The sequence below is a fragment of the Mesorhizobium sp. ESP-6-4 genome, from assembly GCF_020164735.1.
Taxonomy (GTDB): domain Bacteria; phylum Pseudomonadota; class Alphaproteobacteria; order Rhizobiales; family Rhizobiaceae; genus Mesorhizobium.
On record NZ_JAIUGS010000004.1, the window covers coordinates 219,757 to 237,268 of the forward strand.

The following is a 17,512-nucleotide window of genomic DNA, read 5'->3' on the forward strand; positions in this document are numbered from 1 at the left end:
AGTCCGGCGTCAGACCTCATTGCGGCAATGCCGTTCCGGCCTGTTCCGCCACCATGTAAGCGGCGTACCAGTCAGGCCAGTTCTTGTCGTACTGTCCGCCAGCGCGTTTCTCATGTTCGCCGTGTGCCGCCGCGGCCCGCCGCAGCGCGGCCGCAAGTTCCGGGGATGAAGTGAACGTCGTATCACCCGCATCGACGCGCCCGGGCAAGCGCTGGGTGATCTCCTGCAGCAGCCAGCCATTGCCGTCCGGATCGCTGAATGTGACGAACGAGGAATAGCTGCGCCCCTCCGGATGCCGGCCTTTGATCGGCGGCTGGCCGGGGCCGTTGCGGTGGAAGATGTCGCTTGCCTCGACGCCACGCGCCACGAGTTCAGCCCGGGCCGCTTCAATATCGGACACGATCAGATAAAGCACTTTCGCCGAACCAGGCGCGGCCGATGTGAGGCCCGTGCCGAAATGGATCGAACATGGCGAACCCGGCGGCGTGAACTGCACGACTCGGAACGCGTCGCCGACCACGAAGTCAGCATCGAGCCTCCAGCCCAAGCCGGCATAGAAGCCCTTGGCTCGATCGACATCGGCAACTGGGATGACGACCGCCTCCAATTTCATGTCGATCGTGCCAGGTTTCGTCCCGCCGGTCATGTCACGCTCCTTGGGTTCGATCTCGGCAGCTTCCCTCCGTCGCGCATTTTGGTCAATCGGATACATATGCTCTTGAAGCCGGCGGCGACTTGCGTTGTCGTGCCAGCGTTAGCCGCCCGGAAAAATTTGTCATGGAAAAAGAGACGCTGATCGATGTTGCGCTGAAAGCCGAGCTTTGCGCCCTCTATCAGGCCGGGGACCGGCACTATCACAACCTCGCCCATATCGAGGCCATGCTGGCGCTGGCTGAAGAATACCGAGACCTACTCGACGACCCGGGCGCCATCGAAGCGGCGATCTGGTTTCATGACGCGATCTATGACAGCCGCGCCAAGGACAATGAGGCAAAAAGCGCAGACCTGGCCGAGAAAAAGCTCGCCGGGCGCGTCGATCCTCATCGCCTAGCCCGCATAGCGGCGATGATCAACGCCACCGCCACCCATCAATTGCCGCCTTTGCGCGACGAGGGCGCGCTCAACGATGCGGCCCTTTTGCTCGACATGGATCTCGCGATCCTCGGCGCCGAACCGGCGGTGTTCGATGCTTACGAGAAGGCGGTCCGGCTGGAATATGGCTGGGTGGAGGAGCCGATGTGGCACGCCGGCCGCTCGGCCGTCCTGAAGAGTTTCCTCGCCCGTCCACACATTTTCTATACGACCGAGTTCAGGGATCGGTTCGAGGCGCAGGCCAGGGAAAATCTCAGCCATTCATTGCAGGCCCTGCAAGACCAGCCCTGATAGGCCCATACTCACGCAGGGCTTTGCCTCTATGCCCAAATTCAAGGCCCTGCGATCGCTATCGAACGTGAACCGCTCTGGGATGGCCGCCACCATGGAAAACAGCTTCCACCAACCCGTCGACGCAGCGCAGGTGCCGCGCTTTGCCGGGCTTTCCACTTTCATGCGGCTGCCAGCCGTGCCGGGCGCGAAGGGGCTCGACATCGCCCTTGTCGGAATTCCATGGGACGGCGGCACGACCAACCGGGCCGGCGCCCGCCACGGTCCGCGCGAAATCAGGAACCAGTCGAGCCTGATGCGCCGGGTCCACCATGTCTCGGGAACCGAACCGTTCTCCATCGCCAATATTGCCGATGTCGGCGACGTCTCGGTCAACCCGATCAACCTGCTCGATGGGTTGAAGCGCATCGAGGACGGCATTGCGGCGATCGTAGCGGACGGTGCCCTGCCGCTCGCCGCGGGCGGCGACCACCTGACGACGCTGCCGGTGCTGCGCGCCGTGGCCCGCAAGGCGCCTGTCGGCATGGTTCACTTCGATGCGCATTCCGACACCAATGACCGCTATTTCGGCGACAATCCCTACACGCACGGAACGCCTTTCCGCCGCGCGATCGAGGAGGGGCTGCTCGACCCGAAGCGGATTGTCCAGATCGGGATCAGAGGCTCGATCTATGAACCGGGCGAACACGATTGGGCGACCGCTCGGGGCGTGCGCATCATCTATATGGAAGAATTCGTCCGGCGCGGCGTCGCTTCCGTCATGCAGGAGGCGCGCGATCTCGTCGGCGACAGCGCGACCTATGTGACGTTCGACATCGATTGCATCGACCCGTCCATGGCACCCGGCACCGGCACGCCGGAGATCGGCGGTTTCACGACACGCGAGGCGCAGGAGATGGTTCGATTGTTGGGCGGATTGAATTTCGTCGGCGCCGATGTCGTCGAGGTCGCGCCTCCCTTTGATGTCGGCGGCATGACGGCGCTGGCCGGCGCGACGATGATGTTCGAGCTGCTGTGCGTCATGGCGAGGTCCCTCGCCGACAGGAGGGCGCAGGGCTAGCGCGACGTGCAGATCGACCATTTGTCAGCCCAGCAGCGCCGCGCTCAGAGCGGGTTTTCGGCGTAGAACTCGAGCACGCGCTGCTTGAAGCTCTTGTCGCCGACGGCGAGCATGTGGTCGCGGCCCTCAATATGAAAGGCCCTGGCATTCGGCATCAGCGCCGCAAGCTCGTCCGGCGAACCGCCGATGTCGTCCTTCGTGCCGACGGCGATCAGTGTCGGCTGGGCGATGCGGGCCATGTCATCCTCGCTCAGCAACTCGCGCGACTTTGCGATGCAAGCCGCAAGCGCGCGACGATCGCTGCGCGTCTGATCCGCGAAGGCGCGAAAGGAGCGGCCGCGCGGATGCGTGGTCTGGGAAGGGTCTTCCGCCAGCAGGGCAGCAGCGATCGGGTCCCAGTCGCCGACCCCGTCGACCATGCCGATGCCGAGGCCGCCGAGCACCAGCGTCGCCACCTTCTGCGGATCGGAGAGCGCCAGGAAAGCCGAGACGCGCGCGCCCATCGAATAACCCATGACATGCGCGCGCTCGATGCCGAGATTATCAAGCAGCGCGGCCGCATCGGACGCCATCTTGGCCGGCGTGTAATCGGCCTCGTCATAGCTCTTCGACGACGAGCCATGGCCGCGATGGTCGAAGGCGATCGCCCGGTAGCCGGCGTCGTTCAGCGTCTTGAACCAGCCCGGCGAGACCCAGTTGACGTAGTGGCTCGAGGCAAAGCCATGGATCATCAGCACCGGGTCGCCCTGCCCCGAGGCCGGCTGGCGATCGAGATAGGCAAGTTCGAAACCGTCATGGGAAAAGAACTGCATCGGCAGATTTGCTTTTTCAGTTGGCGCCAGTACCGATAGCCGGGTGGCGCAACAGATCGCCTTCCTTGATGCCGTCCCTGGCGGCTGTGCCGGCCTTGAGCTCAAGCACGAAGCGCACGGGTTGTCCCGGCGAGATGATCGCTTCGGATTCGGGCTCGCCGCGCTTGATGGCTTTGATCCTGCCATCCTCACCGATGAAGATCAGGTCGAGCGCCATCGGCGTGTTCTTCATCCAGAAGTCCACCTCGTCCGTTCTTTCAAAGACGAACAACATGCCGTGATCGTCTGCCATGGTCCGGCGAAACATCAGTCCCGCCTCGCGTTCGGCGGAGGTATCGGCGATCTCGATGGAGAAGGAATGCTCGCCCGAACCGGTCGACACCACAAGCGGCGTCCGGTCGATCGGCAGCAGCATCGCATCCGCCGAACTTGGCTTCGCAGCGATGAAACAGGCGGCGAAAACGATCGCGGCGCAGAATATGCCCGCAGTCAGCCAATTGCGATGAACCATGCGTACCTCGTCCAGACGCTCGTCCTAACCCATGATCCGGACAAGTGGAACCGGTTTTCGGACAAGATGGTCGCGCCGCGGCAAAGGGACTTTTCGAGTTGCGTCGAGAAGCCCTCAGTGCGAGACCGACAAGGTACCCATATCGGGGTGGATTTCGGCGGCCATAAGGCCTTTGTCGCCGCGCCCGAACCGAACGAGCACGACTTGGCCGGGCCGGAGCTCGGTTATGCCGTAGCGCCGCAGCGTCTCCATGTGGACGAAGATGTCTTCCGTCCCCTCGCCCCGCGTCAGGAAGCCGAATCCCTTGGTGCGGTTGAACCACTTGACCAAGGCTCGCTCGAGGCCGCTCTCCGGGTTGACGGTGACGTGGGTGCGCTGTTCCTGCTCTGCCGGGTGGACGGCCGTCGAAGCATCCATGGAAAGGACGCGGAAAGCTTGCAAGCCGCGCTCGCCCTGTTTCACCAGGCAGACGACCCGCGCGCCCTCGAGCGCCGTCTGGAAACCGTCCCTTCGAAGACATGTCACATGGAGGAGAATATCACCCGAGACGCCGTCGTCCGGAAGAATGAAGCCGTAGCCCTTGGCCACGTCGAACCATTTGATAGCGCCGGCGATTTCGACAAGCTCGGCGGAGTCGCCGCCATTGTCCCGCTGCAAGGCGTCGTCAAGGCTTCCGTCCCGCCTCGTGAAAGAGGCTTTTTCCCCCATAAGAATGCCCCCTTTTTTCCAACTGAACTGCAACTGATTCTTGCCAAGAGATTAACACTGCGGCTTCCGGGGTGTGCAAGGGCTGACGTGCCTTTTTTCACCGTTCAGCACCGGAAAGGCTGAAATGTCCTTTGCCGGCGCTTCCGGAAGCCGAAATCGCAGGGCCTGAAGTCGACCGTGCCGCCCCTATTGTCGGACGATTGCCCTTTCCCCGGACGGCTCCTATGGTGCGTTCCAACCCAACACTTTGAGGAAGCCGCCATGCGCTATCTGCACACAATGGTCCGCGTCGCCGATATCGACCAGTCGCTCGATTTCTACTGCAACAAGCTCGGCCTCAAGGAGGTGCGCCGCTACGAGAACGAGCAGGGCCGCTACACGTTGATCTTCCTCGCCGCGCCGGAAGACGAGCAAAGCGGCATCCATGAGAAGGCGCCGCTGATCGAATTGACCTACAATTGGGACCCGGAGGACTATAAGGGCGGCCGCAATTTCGGCCACCTCGCCTATGAGGTCGACGACATCTACGCAACCTGCCAGAAGCTGATGGACAATGGCGTGACCATCAATCGTCCGCCGCGCGACGGCAACATGGCTTTTGTCCGCTCGCCGGACGGCATCTCGATCGAGCTGCTGCAGAAAGGCCCGGCCAAGGCGAAGGCCGAACCATGGGCCTCGATGCCGAACACGGGGGCCTGGTAAATCCACCCCGATTTGACCGGGGGCGGCTGGCGTTTCGCCCGACGCTGCTTATCTATCCGCAATTGGCGCCAGCCTCATCCAGGCTGGCGTTTCTTCATCCGCCAGGAGAATTCCATGCTGACCAGCCGCGCCGATGTCGCCACCGAACATGCCAGCCGCTACCTGCAGCAGCTCTGCAAGCACTGGTCGCATAAATTCCCGGTCGAGTTCGACCCGCAGCACGGCGCCATCCAGCTCTCGATCGGCCGCACCGTGATGGATGCCGACGATCGGGCCCTGCACATCGCTGTGGCCGCCGACGACGAAGCGTCGCTGGAGCGGCTGGAGAGCGTGGTCGCGGACCATATCAAGCGTTTCGCCTTCCGCGAGGAACTAAGCTTCGATTGGCAAAAGGCCGCCTGAGCCGGAGCAATTCCGGGAAAAGTGCCTCGGACAGTCAGCCGCCGGCCTTGCCGGCCATGTCGAGCAGGGCCAGCACGCTGCGCCAGTTACGCGCCGTGCCCGGCACCTTCAAGGTACGCGGAATGAGGTTGGCGAACACCGATTTGCCGAGCCCGTCCGGCGCATGAAGATAAAGCACGTCGCCCTTGATCTCGAAGCGCTCGGGGCCGGAGCATTTGTCGGCGAGCCGCTTCGTCTCCTCGGCGGTCGGCTCCCGTTCCAGCGCATAAGCGTGCAGCTTGGTCGGCTCGCCGGCCACCTCGGGATAGGGATTGTCCTTCACCAGCCGCTCGAACCAGCCGGCATCGCGCACCATGATGCGCGAATGAAAACCCCACTTCTTCTCGAAGGCAGCCTCGATCTCCTTGGTCAGCGCCGCCGCGTCCCCCTTCTTCGCCCGGAACACGACATTGCCGCTCTGCACATAAGTCGCGACATCGCTGAAGCCGAGACTTTCGAAAAAGGCTTTGAGCTCCGCCATTTTGACGATGCGGTTGCCGCCGACATTGATGGCGGAAAATAGCGCAACGAAAACCGGGCCCTTCATATGATGAACCCCGCCAGCGTCTCGTTGTCGGTGATATCCTGATATTGCACGCCTTCGGCGTCGAAATTGGCTTTCAGCAGGTCGAAATTGCGCCGGTCCTTGGTCTCGATGCCGATCAGCACCGAGCCGAAATTGCGCGCCGACTTTTTCAAATACTCGAAGCGGGCGATGTCGTCGTCGGGACCGAGCATTTCGAGGAAATCGCGCAGCGCGCCCGGCCGTTGCGGGAAGCGGATGATGAAATACTTCTTCAACCCCTCGAAGCGCAGCGCCCTCTCCTTCACGTCCGGCAGCCGCTCGAAGTCGAAATTGCCGCCGGAGACGACCGCGACGATGGTCTTGCCCCTGATCTCCTTGCGCGAAAAATCCTTGAGCGCGTCGATCGCCAGCGCGCCGGCCGGCTCCAGCACGACGCCCTCGACATTGAGCATCTCGATCATGGTGGCGCAGAGCCGGTTCTCCGGAACCAGCCGCACGGTATCGGCGGTGAAGTCCTTGAGATGGCGCAACGGCTCGCGTCCGATCTCGGCCACCGCGGCACCGTCGACAAAATTGTCGACCTTGGCGAGCTTGACCCGCTTGCCGCCGGCAAGGCTCTCGCGCAGGCTCGGCGCGCCCGCCGGCTCGCAGAACACGAAACGCGGATCGCGATGCTGGTCGGCGAAATAGTGGGTCACACCGGCGGCGAGGCCGCCGCCGCCCACCGGCAGCATGACGATGCGCCCGCCCGGCATCTGGGCCGCGATCTCGTAGGCAACCGTCGCCTGGCCCTCGATAATGTCCTTGTGGTCGAAGGGCGGCACCATATGCGCGCCGGCGGTTTCGGTGAATTCGAAGGCGGCGCGGTAGCAATCGTCGAAGAAGTCGCCGACCAGCCTGATCTCGACGAAATCGCCGCCGAACAGCCGCGTCTTGTCGATCTTCTGCTGCGGTGTCGTCACCGGCATGAACACGACGCCCTTCTTGCCGAAATGGCGGCAGACGAAGGCAAAGCCTTGGGCGTGATTGCCTGCCGAGGCGCAGACGAACAGCTCGGCATTATTGCCGGCGGCGAGCGCCTTGCGGAAGAAGTTGAACGCGCCCCTGATCTTGTAGGAGCGCACCGGCGTCAGATCCTCACGCTTCAAAAGGATGCGCGCGCCTGTCTTCTTGGACAGGTAATCGTTCTCCTGCAGCGGCGTTTCCGGAAAGATTTCGCGGATCGCCTCGGCGGCAGCGGCGACGCGAGAAGAGAAGCTGTTCAATAGAAGTCCCTCATTTGGTCTCGGCGGTACGCCAGGACAGCCATATCCCGCGCCTGCAATCTTCCTGCCGCCGTTTTGGCTTTCGCGCAACAGTGCGATGGCCGTCGCCCGACGCTGGGCCAATTTCCGCTGGACACGACTTACTTTAGCCGCACTTCGGCTGTCCGGGAGATTTCCGCGGAGGTGGACGGCCAATCGTGGCCGGAGTGGAATGCCAGTGAAAGTGTCGACGTGCGGTTGAAGACAATTCTGATCATTGCCTTTGCCCTGCTGATAGCAGGCTGCGCGGGCCAGCAGACGCAGGAAATCCTGGGCAGCGTCGTCGTGCCGACGACGGCGACCGAGATCGCCGGCAACCACTCGATCTTCATCGCCACCACACGCAAGCGCTCCGACGACCCGAACAAGGTTTTTGACGGCGAACGCTCGGCGACCCTCAACTATGCGCGTGTCAACGTCACTGTTCCCCCCATTCACCAGACCGGCCAGATCGAGCGCCGTTCGCGCGGCAAGTCGAACGACCCGACGAAATATTTCATGGCCTCCGAAGTCGTCGGCTACGACACGCAGCCGAAATTCGCCAGCGCCCTCAACACCGACATCGACGCCCGCGGCGGCCGCGTCATGGTTTTCGTCCACGGCTACAACACCGGCTTCGACGACGCCGTCTACCGGCTGACCCAGATCGTCCACGATTCCGGCTATCCGGGCACGCCGGTGCTGTTTTCCTGGGCCTCCGGCGCCAAGACCACCGACTATGTCTATGACAAGGAAAGCGCCGCCGCCGCCCGCGACCAGCTGGAGGTGACGTTGCGGATGTTGGCGCAGACCGGCGCCCGGCGCATCGACATTGTCGCCCATTCGATGGGAACCTGGGTGACGATGGAGACGCTGCGCCAGCTTGCCATCACCGGCGACCGCGATCTCGGCGGCAAGCTCGGCGACGTTGTGCTCGCCTCGCCCGACATCGATGTCGACGTCTTCAAGAGCCAGATGCGCCGCTACGGCAAGCCGGACAAGCCCTTCATCCTGCTCCTGTCGGACGACGACCGGGCGCTGCGGCTCTCCGGCCTGATCGCCGGCGCGCGGCCGCGCGTCGGCGACTATCGGGATGCCGCAGATCTCGCCTCCTATGGCGTCACGGTGGTCGACCTCTCCAAGATCAAGGGCGTCGACAGTTTCAATCACACCAAATTCGCCGACAATCCGATGATGGTGCAGATGATCGGACAGCGGCTGCGCGAGGACGATGGCTTTGCCAGCGATCGTGATGTGACGGACCGCATCCGTCAGCTGGCTGCGCAGTAACCGTATCGGTGCGGGTTCCGCGCCGCAGGGACTTTGAACTGGACCCGGCCGCTCTCTGGCTTTATCGCAGTAGCAGGAGATGTTGCCGCCCTTGGGGGACCCCGGGTGATTGCGCATGTGAAGATCGTTGTCGGCCTTGCCTTCACGCTCGCCCTCGCCGGCTGCGCCGGTCCCACGCATGATCTTCTCAACCGCAAAACAGTTACAACGCCTGCCTCCGACATCGCCGCCACGCATGAGATCTTCGTCGCCACCACCCGCCAGCAGGCGACCAAGGATCCGCGCCAGGTGTTCGACGGCGACCGTTCGCTGACCACCAGCTACGCCCGCGTCGACGTCACGGTGCCGAAGAGCCATCAGGTCGGCGCGATCGAACGTGCCAAGGGCTCGGCAGACTCCAATCCGGCCAAGCAGTTCACCGCCACCGACGTCGTCCACTATGGCGACGCGCGGCAATTCGCCAAGGCGGTCGGCGCCGACATTTCCATGCGCGGCGACCGCGCCCTGGTGTTCGTGCACGGCTTCAACAACGGTTTCGACGACGGCATCTACCGCATCACGCAGATAGCGCATGACACCAAATATCCCGGAACGCCGGTGCTGTTCTCATGGGCATCGAGCGCCAAGGCGACCGGCTACATCTATGACAAGGACAGTTCGACCGCCGCGCGCGACGATCTCGAGGCGACGCTGCGGATGCTTGCCAAGACACGCGTCAAGAGCATCGACATCATCGCCCATTCGATGGGCACCTGGCTGACGATGGAGGCGCTGCGCCAGCTCGCCATCACCGGCGACCGCGATCTCGGCGGCAAGCTCGGCTATGTCATCCTCGCCTCGCCCGACATCGACGTCGATGTCTTCAAGAAGCAAATGATCCGCTACGGCAAGCCGGACAAACCCTTCGCCATCCTGCTTTCGGGCGACGACCGGGCGCTGAAGCTGTCGAGCTTCATTTCCGGCGACAAGCCGCGCGTCGGCGACTACGGCAACGCGGCCGACCTCGCTGATTACGGCGTGACGGTCGTCGACCTGACCCACGCCAAGGGCGGCGACGGCCTGAACCACGCCAAATTCGCCGATAACCCGATCCTGGTGCAATTGCTGGGCAACCGGCTGCGCACACCAGCCGGGCTTGCGTCGGACGAGCCCGACCCGACGCAGCTCAACGATATCGGCCAAGGCCTCGGCAAGGCGGTCGGCTCGGTCGCCGAGGTCGTCATCACCACGCCGTTCAGGGTCTTGACCATCGCTACCGGCGGATAGCTGACGCTCGGATAAAAAGATCGACCTTCTGGAACGTCGTCACGTCGACCAGGCCGACGTCCGAGATCCTCAGCTCCGGAATGACCACGAGCGCCAGCAGCGAGTGCTGCATATAGGCGTTGTTGAGCGAGCAGCCGACCTTGCGCATCGCCTCGGTCAGTTGATCGGCCTTGGCCGCGACGATCTCGGCGCGTTCGTCGGACATCAGGCCGGCGATCGGCATCTCGACGAGCGCCAGTTCCTTGCCCTCGGAATAAAGCACGACGCCGCCGCCCACCTCGCTCAGCCGGTTCACGGCCAAGGCCATATCCTCCTTGTTGGTGCCGACGACAATGATGTGGTGCGCGTCATGCGCCACGCTGGACGCCATTGCGCAGTCTTTCACATAGCCGAAGCCGGAGACGAAGGCGTTGGTGACGCCGCCCGTGCCGCGATGCCGCTCGACCAGGGCGATCTGGCAGATGTCGTTGCGGCGATCCATGGCGACCAGCCCGTCCTCAACCGCCAGATCGGCTTCCAGAGCCCGCGTCGGCGCCTGGTTCTCGATCACGCCGATCACCCGCGCCCGCACCTCGTTGGCGCCCGCCGGCGCGGAAATGTCAAAATCCTTCGCCGCGAGCTTCTTGCCGAGCTTGACCGTGTTCTTTGCGGATTGCGGATAGTCATAGGCGGGGATGTCGATCTCGAGCTTGCCGGCCTTGGCCACCCGGACGCCGCGGGCATAGACCTCGTCGATGGTCATCCGGGCAAGGTCCGAAACGATCAGCAGATCGGCCAGCCGTCCGGGCGCGATGGAGCCGATCTCGCGCTCCAGCCTGAAATGCTGCGCCGTGTTGAGCGTCGCCATCTGGATCGCCGTCACCGGCTTCAGTCCCTGGCTGATAGCATGCCGCACCACGCGATCCATATGGCCTTCATGCACCAGCGTGCCGGAATGGCTGTCATCGGTGCACAGGATGAAGTTGCGCGGGTCGATGCCGTCTTCGGTCACCGCCTTGATCTGCGCTGCGACGTCGTACCAGGCCGATCCCAGCCTCAGCATTGCCTTCATGCCCTGGCGCACCCGCGCGATCGCGTCCTCCGCGCGCGTGCCTTCATGGTCGTCCTCCGCTCCGCCGGCGACATAGCCGTGGAAGGGCAGGCCGAGATCGGGCGATGCATAATGCCCGCCCACCGTCTTGCCGGCCCTGACCGTCTCGGCGATCTCGCCCGACATCACCGGATCGTTGGCAGCGACGCCGGGGAAATTCATCACCTCGCCAAGCCCGATGATATTTTCCCAGGTCATGGCCTCGGCGACGTCGGCGACCGTCAATTCGGCGCCGGCATGCTCCAGCCCCGGCGCCGACGGCACGCAGGACGGCATCTGCACATGCACGTTGATCGGCATCGCGACCGCCTCGTCATGCATCAGGCGCACGCCCGGCAGTCCAAGCACATTGGCGATCTCGTGCGGATCGATGAACATCGAGGTCGTGCCGTGCGGGATGACCGCGCGGCAGAACTCCGTCACCGTCACCATGCCGCTTTCGACATGCATATGCGCGTCGCAAAGGCCGGGCACCAGATAGCGCCCGCCGGCATCGACGACCTTCGTCCCCTGCCCGATGGCATGGCTGGCGTTCGGCCCGCAATAGGCGAAGCGGCCGGCTGCGATCGCGATATCGGTGCCGGGGATGATCTCGCCCGAATGGACGTTCACCCAGCGACCGTTGCGGATGACCAGATCGGCCGGCTTTCGGCCCATCGCGACGTCGACCAGATGTGTCGCCACTTGCGTCCACGGCTTTGGCTTTGCGGCGCTGGTCGGCTTGGCGTTCGTCATGGGCTTGAGTCCTCTGCGTAGGTCACTTTGGCAAATGTCGGCGTCCGGAGCCAGAGCGTCAGGTCGTAAACCACTGTTGCAGAGATGCAATTCCGTTTCGCGGCGAATGGGGCTAGTCTGTTCCGAGGAGTCGTTCGAAACCGCCATTTCGGAGCGATCGATGCGTCGACTGACGCTTGCCAGTGCCGGGTTTCTTGTCCTGCTGTCCGGATCCGCCGGGGCGGCGGATCTGGGTGCCGATCTGCCGATGACCGCGGCCGGCTTCGACTGGACCGGCTATTACGCCGGCCTGCAGGCCGGCTATGGCTGGGGCCGGTCCGACATCAGCGTCGAGGGCGGTTCGGTGAAGCCCGATATCGATGGCGGTTTCATCGGCGGCCATGTCGCGGGGCTCTGGCAGTTCGACCAGGCTGTGATCGGCGCCGAGGCCGATCTGAACTACGCCTCGATCGACGGCACCGCCGAGGCCGGCCCGGCAAACACATTCGGCACCGACATCAAATGGTTCGGATCGATCGATGCCAAGGCCGGCTACGCCATGGATCGCGTGCTGATCTACGGCATCGGCGGCGTCGCTTTCGCCGGCATCGAGACCTCGCAGGCAGCAGGCACGGCCTTTGCCCAAACCCGCACCAGCACCGGCTGGACGCTCGGCGCCGGCGTCGACTATGCCTTGACCAACAATGTCGTCGTCGGCGCGCAATACCGCTACTACGATTTCGGCAAGGAGCATTTCGATGCGCCGGACACCTTCGCCGACCGCGACCAGGACGTGAAGCTGCAGACGCTGGGCGTGAATTTCAGCTATAAATTCTAGGGTTTGCGGCACCGCGACGATGCGCACCCCCCCCTCGCAGGTCTTGAAAATTCAGGTGGCCGGCGCCCGCAGGGGGCGGGGGAATGGGTAGGGGCCTGATGGACGCCGGCCTCGGCGGATCGATCCGCCGAGGCGCAAACATTAGCGCTCCCAGGGCAGGCCGTAATAGCGTGATCGCGCCACTTTCCCACCGCCCTGCCCGCCTAGCGGACATGCTTGGCTGAACGGTCAGGATCGGTCCGAAGCCCTCTTTCCTTCAGGCATGGCCTCGAGACACTCCTCCAGCCGCCGCAGCCGGGCCTTTTGCCAGCGCAACGTGTGGGCGACCTCGTGCAGGTTCCATTTGGCCTTCGAATTGGCGGCCTCGATCAGCCCTCGTTCGAGCCGACCGATCTCCCTGCGCAGCTGCTGCGCCTCCTCCTCCCGCAGTCCCCTGATCCAGCCTGGCCCACGCATGGTTCCACCATCAAAGCCGGCCGTAGACTCGCACATAAAGGCTAATGGGATCAGTTCGGAGAAGTTGGCATTTTAAATATCGCTAATATTAAATCTGCACTTGAGAACGGGCCGGACGGCGGCACAAAGCGCAGCCGATCCGAAACATGGCTTGACGGCTCATATCTGGCATCTGAAAAGGGCACGCCTGCGGACGTGGCGGAATTGGTAGACGCAAGGGACTTAAAATCCCTCGATCTCTGATCGTACGGGTTCGATTCCCGTCGTCCGCACCACCCTTCGCTCTTCGACGAGTCCTCCGAAGCCTTGGCGAAGGAGGAGCTTCGGATGGCAGGCCACCTCCAACGCGCGATCGGCTCAACCTTTCATCGGATTGAGCTTCAGATGCTGGATCAGGATGATCGTCTTGGCATCGACGATGCGGCCGTCGGCGATGCCGGCCAGCGCCTCGTCCAAGGGCATTTCCAGAACCTCGATGTCCTCGCCTTCCTCCGGCGCACCGCCGCCGTCGGAAATGCGGTCGGCCGGCGAATAGCGCGCGGTGAAGAACCAGAGCCGCTCCGTCACGCTGCCCGGGCTCATGAACGGCGAAAACAGCCGCTCGACATCCTTCAGGTGATAACCCAGTTCCTCTTCCGCTTCCTTGCGGATGGCGGTTTCGGGATCGTTCTCGTCGAGCAAGCCGGCGCAAGCCTCGATCAGCGGCTCGTGGTGGCCTACGGCGTAAGCCGGGAAGCGGAATTGACGCACCAGGAGGACGGTCGAGCGCTGCGGATCGAAGGGCAGGATCACGGCGCCGTCGCCGCGATCGTAGGTCTGGCGGGTCTGCGTCTCCCATCGCCCGTCGCGGCGGCGATAGTCGAGCACCGTCTTCTTCAGCACCGCCCAGTCGTCCGAAAGGACCTCCTGCGAACGGATGCGAATGCGATCTTCCATGACGACCTCCGTATTGGTCGCAAAGGCGTAGCGGTGAAAGGTGTCGCAGGCAATCCAGGAAACCGACTGGCCTCGAAACCGATTGGTCCAGCGGGGGAGTCTCACCGGCTCGTGTCTGGCGCGTCGCGTCGCGACTGCCTAGATAGCGGTATCTCTCCAGGAGCCCGTTTCACATGACGTCATCGCTTTTCCAGCCGATCACCCTCGGCGGCCTCACCTTCCCCAACCGCATCGCGGTTGCCCCCATGTGCCAGTATTCGGCCGAGGACGGCTCGGCCGGCGATTGGCATCTCCATCACTGGATGAACCTGGCAATGTCGGGCGCCGGCATGGTGACCGTCGAGATGACCGATGTCGAGCGGCGCGGGCGCATCTCGCATGGCTGCCTCGGCCTTTATTCGGACGACAACGAGGCGGCCGCGAAGCGTACGCTCGACGCCGCCAGGCGCGTCGCCGCGCCCGCCACGAAATTCGGTGTCCAGCTTGCCCATGCCGGCCGCAAGGCCTCCAACCGCAAACCCTGGGAAGGCGGCGGTCCGCTGCAGCCGGGCGAAGATCCCTGGCAGACGGTTTCTGCCTCGGCCATCGCCTACGACACGGGCTGGAACGTGCCGCATGCGTTGGAGGAGGACGAGATCCTGGAGCTCATTGCGCGCTTTGCGCAGGCGGCCGCACGCGCCGAACGCTCCGGCTTCGACTTTGCCGAACTGCACGCCGCGCATGGCTATCTGATCTTCCAGTTTCTCTCGCCGCTCTCCAACCAGCGTACCGACCGTTGGGGCGGGTCGCTGGAAAACCGCATGCGCTTCGCTCTCGAAATCGCCAGGGCGGTGAGAAAGGCCGTCCCGTCCATGATGCTGGGGGCGCGCCTTTCGGTTAAGGAATGGGTCAAAGGCGGTTTCGACATCGAGGACGCGATCGAGGTGGCCAAGGCGCTGAAGGCCGAGGGCATCGCCTATATCTGCTGCTCCAGCGGCGGCAATTCGCCCCTGCAGCAGGTGCCGCCCGGTCCCGGCTACCAGGTGCATCTGGCGGAGGCCGTGCGCAACGGCGCCGGCATTCCGACGCGCGCCGTGGGGTTGATCGACGATCCGAGCCAAGCCGAGGCGATCGTCGCCGACGGCCGTGCCGACATGGTGGCGCTGGCGCGCGCATTCCTCGCCGACCCGCGCTGGGGCTGGCGCGCCGCCGCCGCCTTCGGCGAGGAAATCCATCCGGCGCCGCAGCTGGCGCGTTCGGTGACGACGATGCGGCATTGGATGAAGGCCGCCGGCTAAAGCAATTCCCGGGGTGACACCGTCAGGCTCGGCGGCTTCGCCGTGGCTTTCCGTCCGAATTGCGTCAAAACAAAACCGGAAATCGGCCGGGTCCTGAGACGTTTGGGCGCAGGATCCTCGCCACAACTGCAACCAATTTGGCCGCTTTACGTTGGCGGCCATGATGGACAACAAACCCTTTGAAAAGCCGGTGGTGGTCGAGCTCGGCCATGTCGGCAAATACCGCCAGATAAGCAGCACCCGCGAGGCCGCCGAGTGCCTGATGACCGTTTGGCCGCTCAATCGCGGCGATCGCCATCGTTATGCTCTCGACACTTGCCTCAAAGCGCTGGAAGGTTATCGTTCGACAGCGGACGCGCGTCGCGCCCTTGTCGAGGCAGCCAGGGAATCGGAAGTTCTGGTTCCCGAAGACAGGCTGCCCGACGGAAAGCTGCACTGAGCACGCTTCTTAACCGGAGGATTCCATGGCGAAGCTGACTTACAAGATCGTCGAGCATGATGGCGGCTGGGCCTACAAGGTCGGCTCGACATTTTCCGAGACTTTCCGCACGCACCAGGAGGCGCTGCGCGCCGCCGAGATCGCCTCGTCCGAACAGCAGGTTGCCGGCACCACCGACGGCATCCAATATGAGGACGCCGAAGGCACGTGGCACGACGAACTCGCCGACGGCCGCGACCGGCCGCAAACCGAAGTCTCCGACTAGGCGAGTTGGAACCGCCCCGCGACCGGCGAAGCCGGAAGGCCTCGCACCGGCCGTTGGTGGCTATGCGGCACTACTTACCGCAGTAGTTATCGTTGACGTTCTGTTGCGAGTTGGCATCCGGACCGGGTGTGTTGTGGGCGCACGGCCCCATGCCACCGGTATTCCCGTAGGTGGTCAGCCCGGAGCCACCATTGATGCTGCCTGTGGTATAGGGATCTACCTGCTGCCTCGTGTCGGGACGATGATCGCGGTGCCACCACCACCAGTCATCGGATGACTGCGCCATGGCTGCGCCACCCATGGCCAGCACCAGCGCCGAAGCTGCAATGAGTCTTGTAATCATTGGATTCTCCATTCTCTTGATCGCCAAAAAAACGGGCGCCAAGGCCCTGGCGACACCAACGAAACCCTGGGTTGGGTGCGAAGGTTCCCCTGGAAATTCCGGGTAGGACAGAATGTCCGACACATTTGCGTGACGCCGCTTGAAGAGCCGCGAGCCCCCGCCAAGGTCAATTGCGGTCAATGCGCGAAAGCGCGCGCCGCGATACGCTGGACGAAGGCGACGACCCGTTCGGGGTCCGTAAATTGCGGCATGTGGCCCAGGCCTTCGATCCGCTCAAAGTCGAGGGCGTCGATCTTGTCCAGCATCGGTTGGCCATGGACCGCCTCGCCGATCACCTGGTCGCCGGTGCCGAACAGAATGCCTGCCGGCATCGCAATTTCGCGGTAAGACCGTTCGATTTCGCCAAGATCCCGTTCCACGGCCACGACGTCGGTGGAGGTGGCGAAATAGTGGGATGGACGCAGCCCAAGCCATCCGCCGCCGCCGATCATGTAGTCAGCCGGAACCGCTTGCGGCGCGAAAATGAACTGCAGCGTCGGCTGCGCATAACGGAGGCTGAGCGGTATCGCCACCGTATAGGCCAGGACGCGGCGCAGCAGCCGTGACGGAACATAGAGCAGGTCAAATCCCTGACGCCCCCTCGCTTCCTGATGCGTCAGCGGCGAGAGCAGCGCGATGCCGGAAATCGCTGTCGGATGGCCGGTCGCCAGCGCAAGCGCGATGGCCCCGCCGAGCGAATGGCCGACGACCAAAGGCCGCTCCAGGCGCAATTCCTCGATGAAGCGCCGCACGATATCGGCCTGCTCGGGCAGCCGGCCGGTGGCCCCGCTCGCCCGAACTGAATAGCCCGAGCCCGGCCGGTCGAGGGCGATCAGCCGGTAACCAGGACCGAAGCGGCCGAACAGCGTCTGGCGGAAGTGGTGGAGTTGAGCGCCGAGCCCGTGCACGAAGACGATCGGCCTGCCCTCGCCCTCTTCCACATAGTGGATGCGGTTGCCGTCGATCTCGACGAATTTTCCGCAAGCCGGCACCAGTCTTTCGGCCTTTGCCGCGATCCGCCAGGTCGCAAGCATCAGCGCGAGCACGACAAGCACGATGGCGGCAAGCAAGCCGGCAAGCAGCCACAAGACAATCGATATCAGCATGTTTTCACCCGGCCCGACCGACCGCAC

21 protein-coding genes and 1 tRNA gene are annotated in these 17,512 nt (G+C 63.6%); 11 read left to right on the plus strand and 11 right to left on the minus strand.

The window, feature by feature from the left end:
* Positions 1-16: 16 nt before the first annotated feature.
* Complete coding sequence (locus LB523_RS10650; protein WP_095765585.1) at positions 17-646, minus strand: VOC family protein; 630 nt, start codon at positions 644-646, stop codon at positions 17-19.
* Between the two features lie 131 nt (positions 647-777).
* On the opposite strand from LB523_RS10650, the gene LB523_RS10655 reads away from it, so the two are divergent.
* Entirely contained in the window at positions 778-1,383 is a 606-nt protein-coding gene (locus tag LB523_RS10655; protein ID WP_224602610.1) for a hypothetical protein, read from the plus strand.
* Positions 1,384-1,477: 94 nt separating this feature from the next.
* Positions 1,478-2,443, plus strand: coding sequence for an agmatinase (gene speB / locus LB523_RS10660; RefSeq protein ID WP_224602612.1), 966 nt, complete (start codon positions 1,478-1,480; stop codon positions 2,441-2,443).
* Between the two features lie 44 nt (positions 2,444-2,487).
* On the opposite strand, the gene LB523_RS10665 is transcribed toward speB, so the two are convergent.
* The 3 genes from LB523_RS10665 to LB523_RS10675 all read right to left on the minus strand — a co-directional run bounded on the left by LB523_RS10665 (position 2,488) and on the right by LB523_RS10675 (position 4,474).
* Positions 2,488-3,255, minus strand: coding sequence for an alpha/beta fold hydrolase (locus LB523_RS10665; protein ID WP_224602614.1), 768 nt, complete (start codon positions 3,253-3,255; stop codon positions 2,488-2,490).
* 16 nt (positions 3,256-3,271) lie between these two features.
* Positions 3,272-3,766, minus strand: a complete 495-nt coding sequence (locus tag LB523_RS10670; RefSeq protein ID WP_224602616.1) for a DUF192 domain-containing protein — start codon at positions 3,764-3,766, stop codon at positions 3,272-3,274.
* A 114-nt stretch (positions 3,767-3,880) separates the two neighbouring features.
* A complete protein-coding gene (locus tag LB523_RS10675) occupies positions 3,881-4,474 on the minus strand; it encodes a cold-shock protein (RefSeq protein WP_095765583.1) in 594 nt (197 codons plus the stop codon).
* Positions 4,475-4,735: 261 nt separating this feature from the next.
* Here LB523_RS10675 and gloA point away from each other — a divergent pair, with 261 nt between their 5' ends.
* Positions 4,736-5,176, plus strand: coding sequence for a lactoylglutathione lyase (gene gloA / locus LB523_RS10680; protein WP_224543788.1), 441 nt, complete (start codon positions 4,736-4,738; stop codon positions 5,174-5,176).
* A gap of 114 nt (positions 5,177-5,290) precedes the next feature.
* Positions 5,291-5,578, plus strand: a complete 288-nt coding sequence (locus LB523_RS10685) for a DUF2218 domain-containing protein (protein WP_224525489.1) — start codon at positions 5,291-5,293, stop codon at positions 5,576-5,578.
* A 34-nt stretch (positions 5,579-5,612) separates the two neighbouring features.
* Here the strand turns inward: LB523_RS10685 and LB523_RS10690 are convergent, their stop codons facing one another.
* A complete protein-coding gene (locus tag LB523_RS10690) occupies positions 5,613-6,164 on the minus strand; it encodes a DUF1697 domain-containing protein (protein ID WP_224602617.1) in 552 nt (183 codons plus the stop codon).
* Positions 6,161-7,408: a threonine ammonia-lyase IlvA gene (ilvA, locus tag LB523_RS10695; protein WP_224602619.1), complete on the minus strand. Its 1,248-nt coding sequence runs from the start codon at positions 7,406-7,408 to the stop codon at positions 6,161-6,163. The genes LB523_RS10690 and ilvA overlap by 4 nt, the downstream gene beginning before the upstream one ends.
* Positions 7,409-7,639: 231 nt before the next feature.
* On the opposite strand from ilvA, the gene LB523_RS10700 reads away from it, so the two are divergent.
* A complete protein-coding gene (locus LB523_RS10700) occupies positions 7,640-8,716 on the plus strand; it encodes an alpha/beta hydrolase (RefSeq protein WP_140840540.1) in 1,077 nt (358 codons plus the stop codon).
* Between the two features lie 105 nt (positions 8,717-8,821).
* A complete protein-coding gene (locus tag LB523_RS10705; protein ID WP_224602621.1) occupies positions 8,822-9,982 on the plus strand; it encodes an alpha/beta hydrolase in 1,161 nt (386 codons plus the stop codon).
* On the opposite strand, the gene ade is transcribed toward LB523_RS10705, so the two are convergent.
* Positions 9,969-11,807, minus strand: coding sequence for an adenine deaminase (ade, locus tag LB523_RS10710; protein WP_224602623.1), 1,839 nt, complete (start codon positions 11,805-11,807; stop codon positions 9,969-9,971). The two genes, LB523_RS10705 and ade, sit on opposite strands and share 14 nt — an antisense overlap.
* Before the next feature lie 160 nt (positions 11,808-11,967).
* Between ade and LB523_RS10715 the strand changes: the two genes are divergently transcribed.
* Complete coding sequence (locus LB523_RS10715; protein ID WP_224602624.1) at positions 11,968-12,624, plus strand: outer membrane protein; 657 nt, start codon at positions 11,968-11,970, stop codon at positions 12,622-12,624.
* Between the two features lie 228 nt (positions 12,625-12,852).
* Here LB523_RS10715 and LB523_RS10720 read toward each other — a convergent pair whose 3' ends face one another.
* The gene (locus LB523_RS10720) at positions 12,853-13,080 is read right to left on the minus strand and encodes a hypothetical protein (RefSeq protein WP_224602627.1); all 228 of its coding nucleotides are present in this window, start codon (positions 13,078-13,080) and stop codon (positions 12,853-12,855) included.
* A gap of 189 nt (positions 13,081-13,269) precedes the next feature.
* Between LB523_RS10720 and LB523_RS10725 the strand changes: the two genes are divergently transcribed.
* Positions 13,270-13,355: transfer RNA gene (locus LB523_RS10725), tRNA-Leu, on the plus strand.
* Between the two features lie 82 nt (positions 13,356-13,437).
* Here LB523_RS10725 and LB523_RS10730 read toward each other — a convergent pair.
* Positions 13,438-14,016, minus strand: a complete 579-nt coding sequence (locus tag LB523_RS10730) for an NUDIX domain-containing protein (RefSeq protein WP_095765140.1) — start codon at positions 14,014-14,016, stop codon at positions 13,438-13,440.
* A 173-nt stretch (positions 14,017-14,189) separates the two neighbouring features.
* On the opposite strand from LB523_RS10730, the gene LB523_RS10735 reads away from it, so the two are divergent.
* The 3 genes from LB523_RS10735 (at position 14,190) to LB523_RS10745 (ending at position 15,997) form a co-directional block, all read left to right on the plus strand.
* Positions 14,190-15,293, plus strand: a complete 1,104-nt coding sequence (locus tag LB523_RS10735) for an NADH:flavin oxidoreductase/NADH oxidase (protein WP_224602629.1) — start codon at positions 14,190-14,192, stop codon at positions 15,291-15,293.
* Between the two features lie 160 nt (positions 15,294-15,453).
* Entirely contained in the window at positions 15,454-15,732 is a 279-nt protein-coding gene (locus LB523_RS10740; RefSeq protein ID WP_095765138.1) for a DUF982 domain-containing protein, read from the plus strand.
* Positions 15,733-15,757: 25 nt separating this feature from the next.
* Complete coding sequence (locus LB523_RS10745; RefSeq protein ID WP_095765137.1) at positions 15,758-15,997, plus strand: DUF2188 domain-containing protein; 240 nt, start codon at positions 15,758-15,760, stop codon at positions 15,995-15,997.
* Positions 15,998-16,067: 70 nt separating this feature from the next.
* Here LB523_RS10745 and LB523_RS10750 read toward each other — a convergent pair whose 3' ends face one another.
* Positions 16,068-16,340, minus strand: coding sequence for a hypothetical protein (locus tag LB523_RS10750; protein WP_224525477.1), 273 nt, complete (start codon positions 16,338-16,340; stop codon positions 16,068-16,070).
* A gap of 176 nt (positions 16,341-16,516) precedes the next feature.
* On the minus strand, positions 16,517-17,485 hold the full coding sequence (locus LB523_RS10755; RefSeq protein ID WP_224602631.1) for an alpha/beta fold hydrolase: 969 nt from the start codon (positions 17,483-17,485) through the stop codon (positions 16,517-16,519).
* Between the last annotated feature and the right edge of the window lie 27 nt (positions 17,486-17,512).

Bases quoted from the DNA above. Each gene is read 5' to 3' on its own strand.
- ade (WP_224602623.1), bottom strand. From the start codon at position 11,807: ATGACGAACGCCAAGCCGACCAGCGCCGCAAAGCCAAAGCCGTGGACG.
- LB523_RS10740 (WP_095765138.1), top strand. From the start codon at position 15,454: ATGATGGACAACAAACCCTTTGAAAAGCCGGTGGTGGTCGAGCTCGGC.
- LB523_RS10745 (WP_095765137.1), top strand. From the start codon at position 15,758: ATGGCGAAGCTGACTTACAAGATCGTCGAGCATGATGGCGGCTGGGCC.
- LB523_RS10755 (WP_224602631.1), bottom strand. From the start codon at position 17,485: ATGCTGATATCGATTGTCTTGTGGCTGCTTGCCGGCTTGCTTGCCGCC.
- LB523_RS10665 (WP_224602614.1), bottom strand. From the start codon at position 3,255: ATGCAGTTCTTTTCCCATGACGGTTTCGAACTTGCCTATCTCGATCGC.
- gloA (WP_224543788.1), top strand. From the start codon at position 4,736: ATGCGCTATCTGCACACAATGGTCCGCGTCGCCGATATCGACCAGTCG.
- LB523_RS10690 (WP_224602617.1), bottom strand. From the start codon at position 6,164: ATGAAGGGCCCGGTTTTCGTTGCGCTATTTTCCGCCATCAATGTCGGC.
- LB523_RS10655 (WP_224602610.1), top strand. From the start codon at position 778: ATGGAAAAAGAGACGCTGATCGATGTTGCGCTGAAAGCCGAGCTTTGC.
- LB523_RS10675 (WP_095765583.1), bottom strand. From the start codon at position 4,474: ATGGGGGAAAAAGCCTCTTTCACGAGGCGGGACGGAAGCCTTGACGAC.
- LB523_RS10735 (WP_224602629.1), top strand. From the start codon at position 14,190: ATGACGTCATCGCTTTTCCAGCCGATCACCCTCGGCGGCCTCACCTTC.
- LB523_RS10715 (WP_224602624.1), top strand. From the start codon at position 11,968: ATGCGTCGACTGACGCTTGCCAGTGCCGGGTTTCTTGTCCTGCTGTCC.
- speB (WP_224602612.1), top strand. From the start codon at position 1,478: ATGGAAAACAGCTTCCACCAACCCGTCGACGCAGCGCAGGTGCCGCGC.
- LB523_RS10685 (WP_224525489.1), top strand. From the start codon at position 5,291: ATGCTGACCAGCCGCGCCGATGTCGCCACCGAACATGCCAGCCGCTAC.
- LB523_RS10750 (WP_224525477.1), bottom strand. From the start codon at position 16,340: ATGATTACAAGACTCATTGCAGCTTCGGCGCTGGTGCTGGCCATGGGT.
- LB523_RS10650 (WP_095765585.1), bottom strand. From the start codon at position 646: ATGACCGGCGGGACGAAACCTGGCACGATCGACATGAAATTGGAGGCG.
- LB523_RS10730 (WP_095765140.1), bottom strand. From the start codon at position 14,016: ATGGAAGATCGCATTCGCATCCGTTCGCAGGAGGTCCTTTCGGACGAC.
- LB523_RS10670 (WP_224602616.1), bottom strand. From the start codon at position 3,766: ATGGTTCATCGCAATTGGCTGACTGCGGGCATATTCTGCGCCGCGATC.
- LB523_RS10720 (WP_224602627.1), bottom strand. From the start codon at position 13,080: ATGCGTGGGCCAGGCTGGATCAGGGGACTGCGGGAGGAGGAGGCGCAG.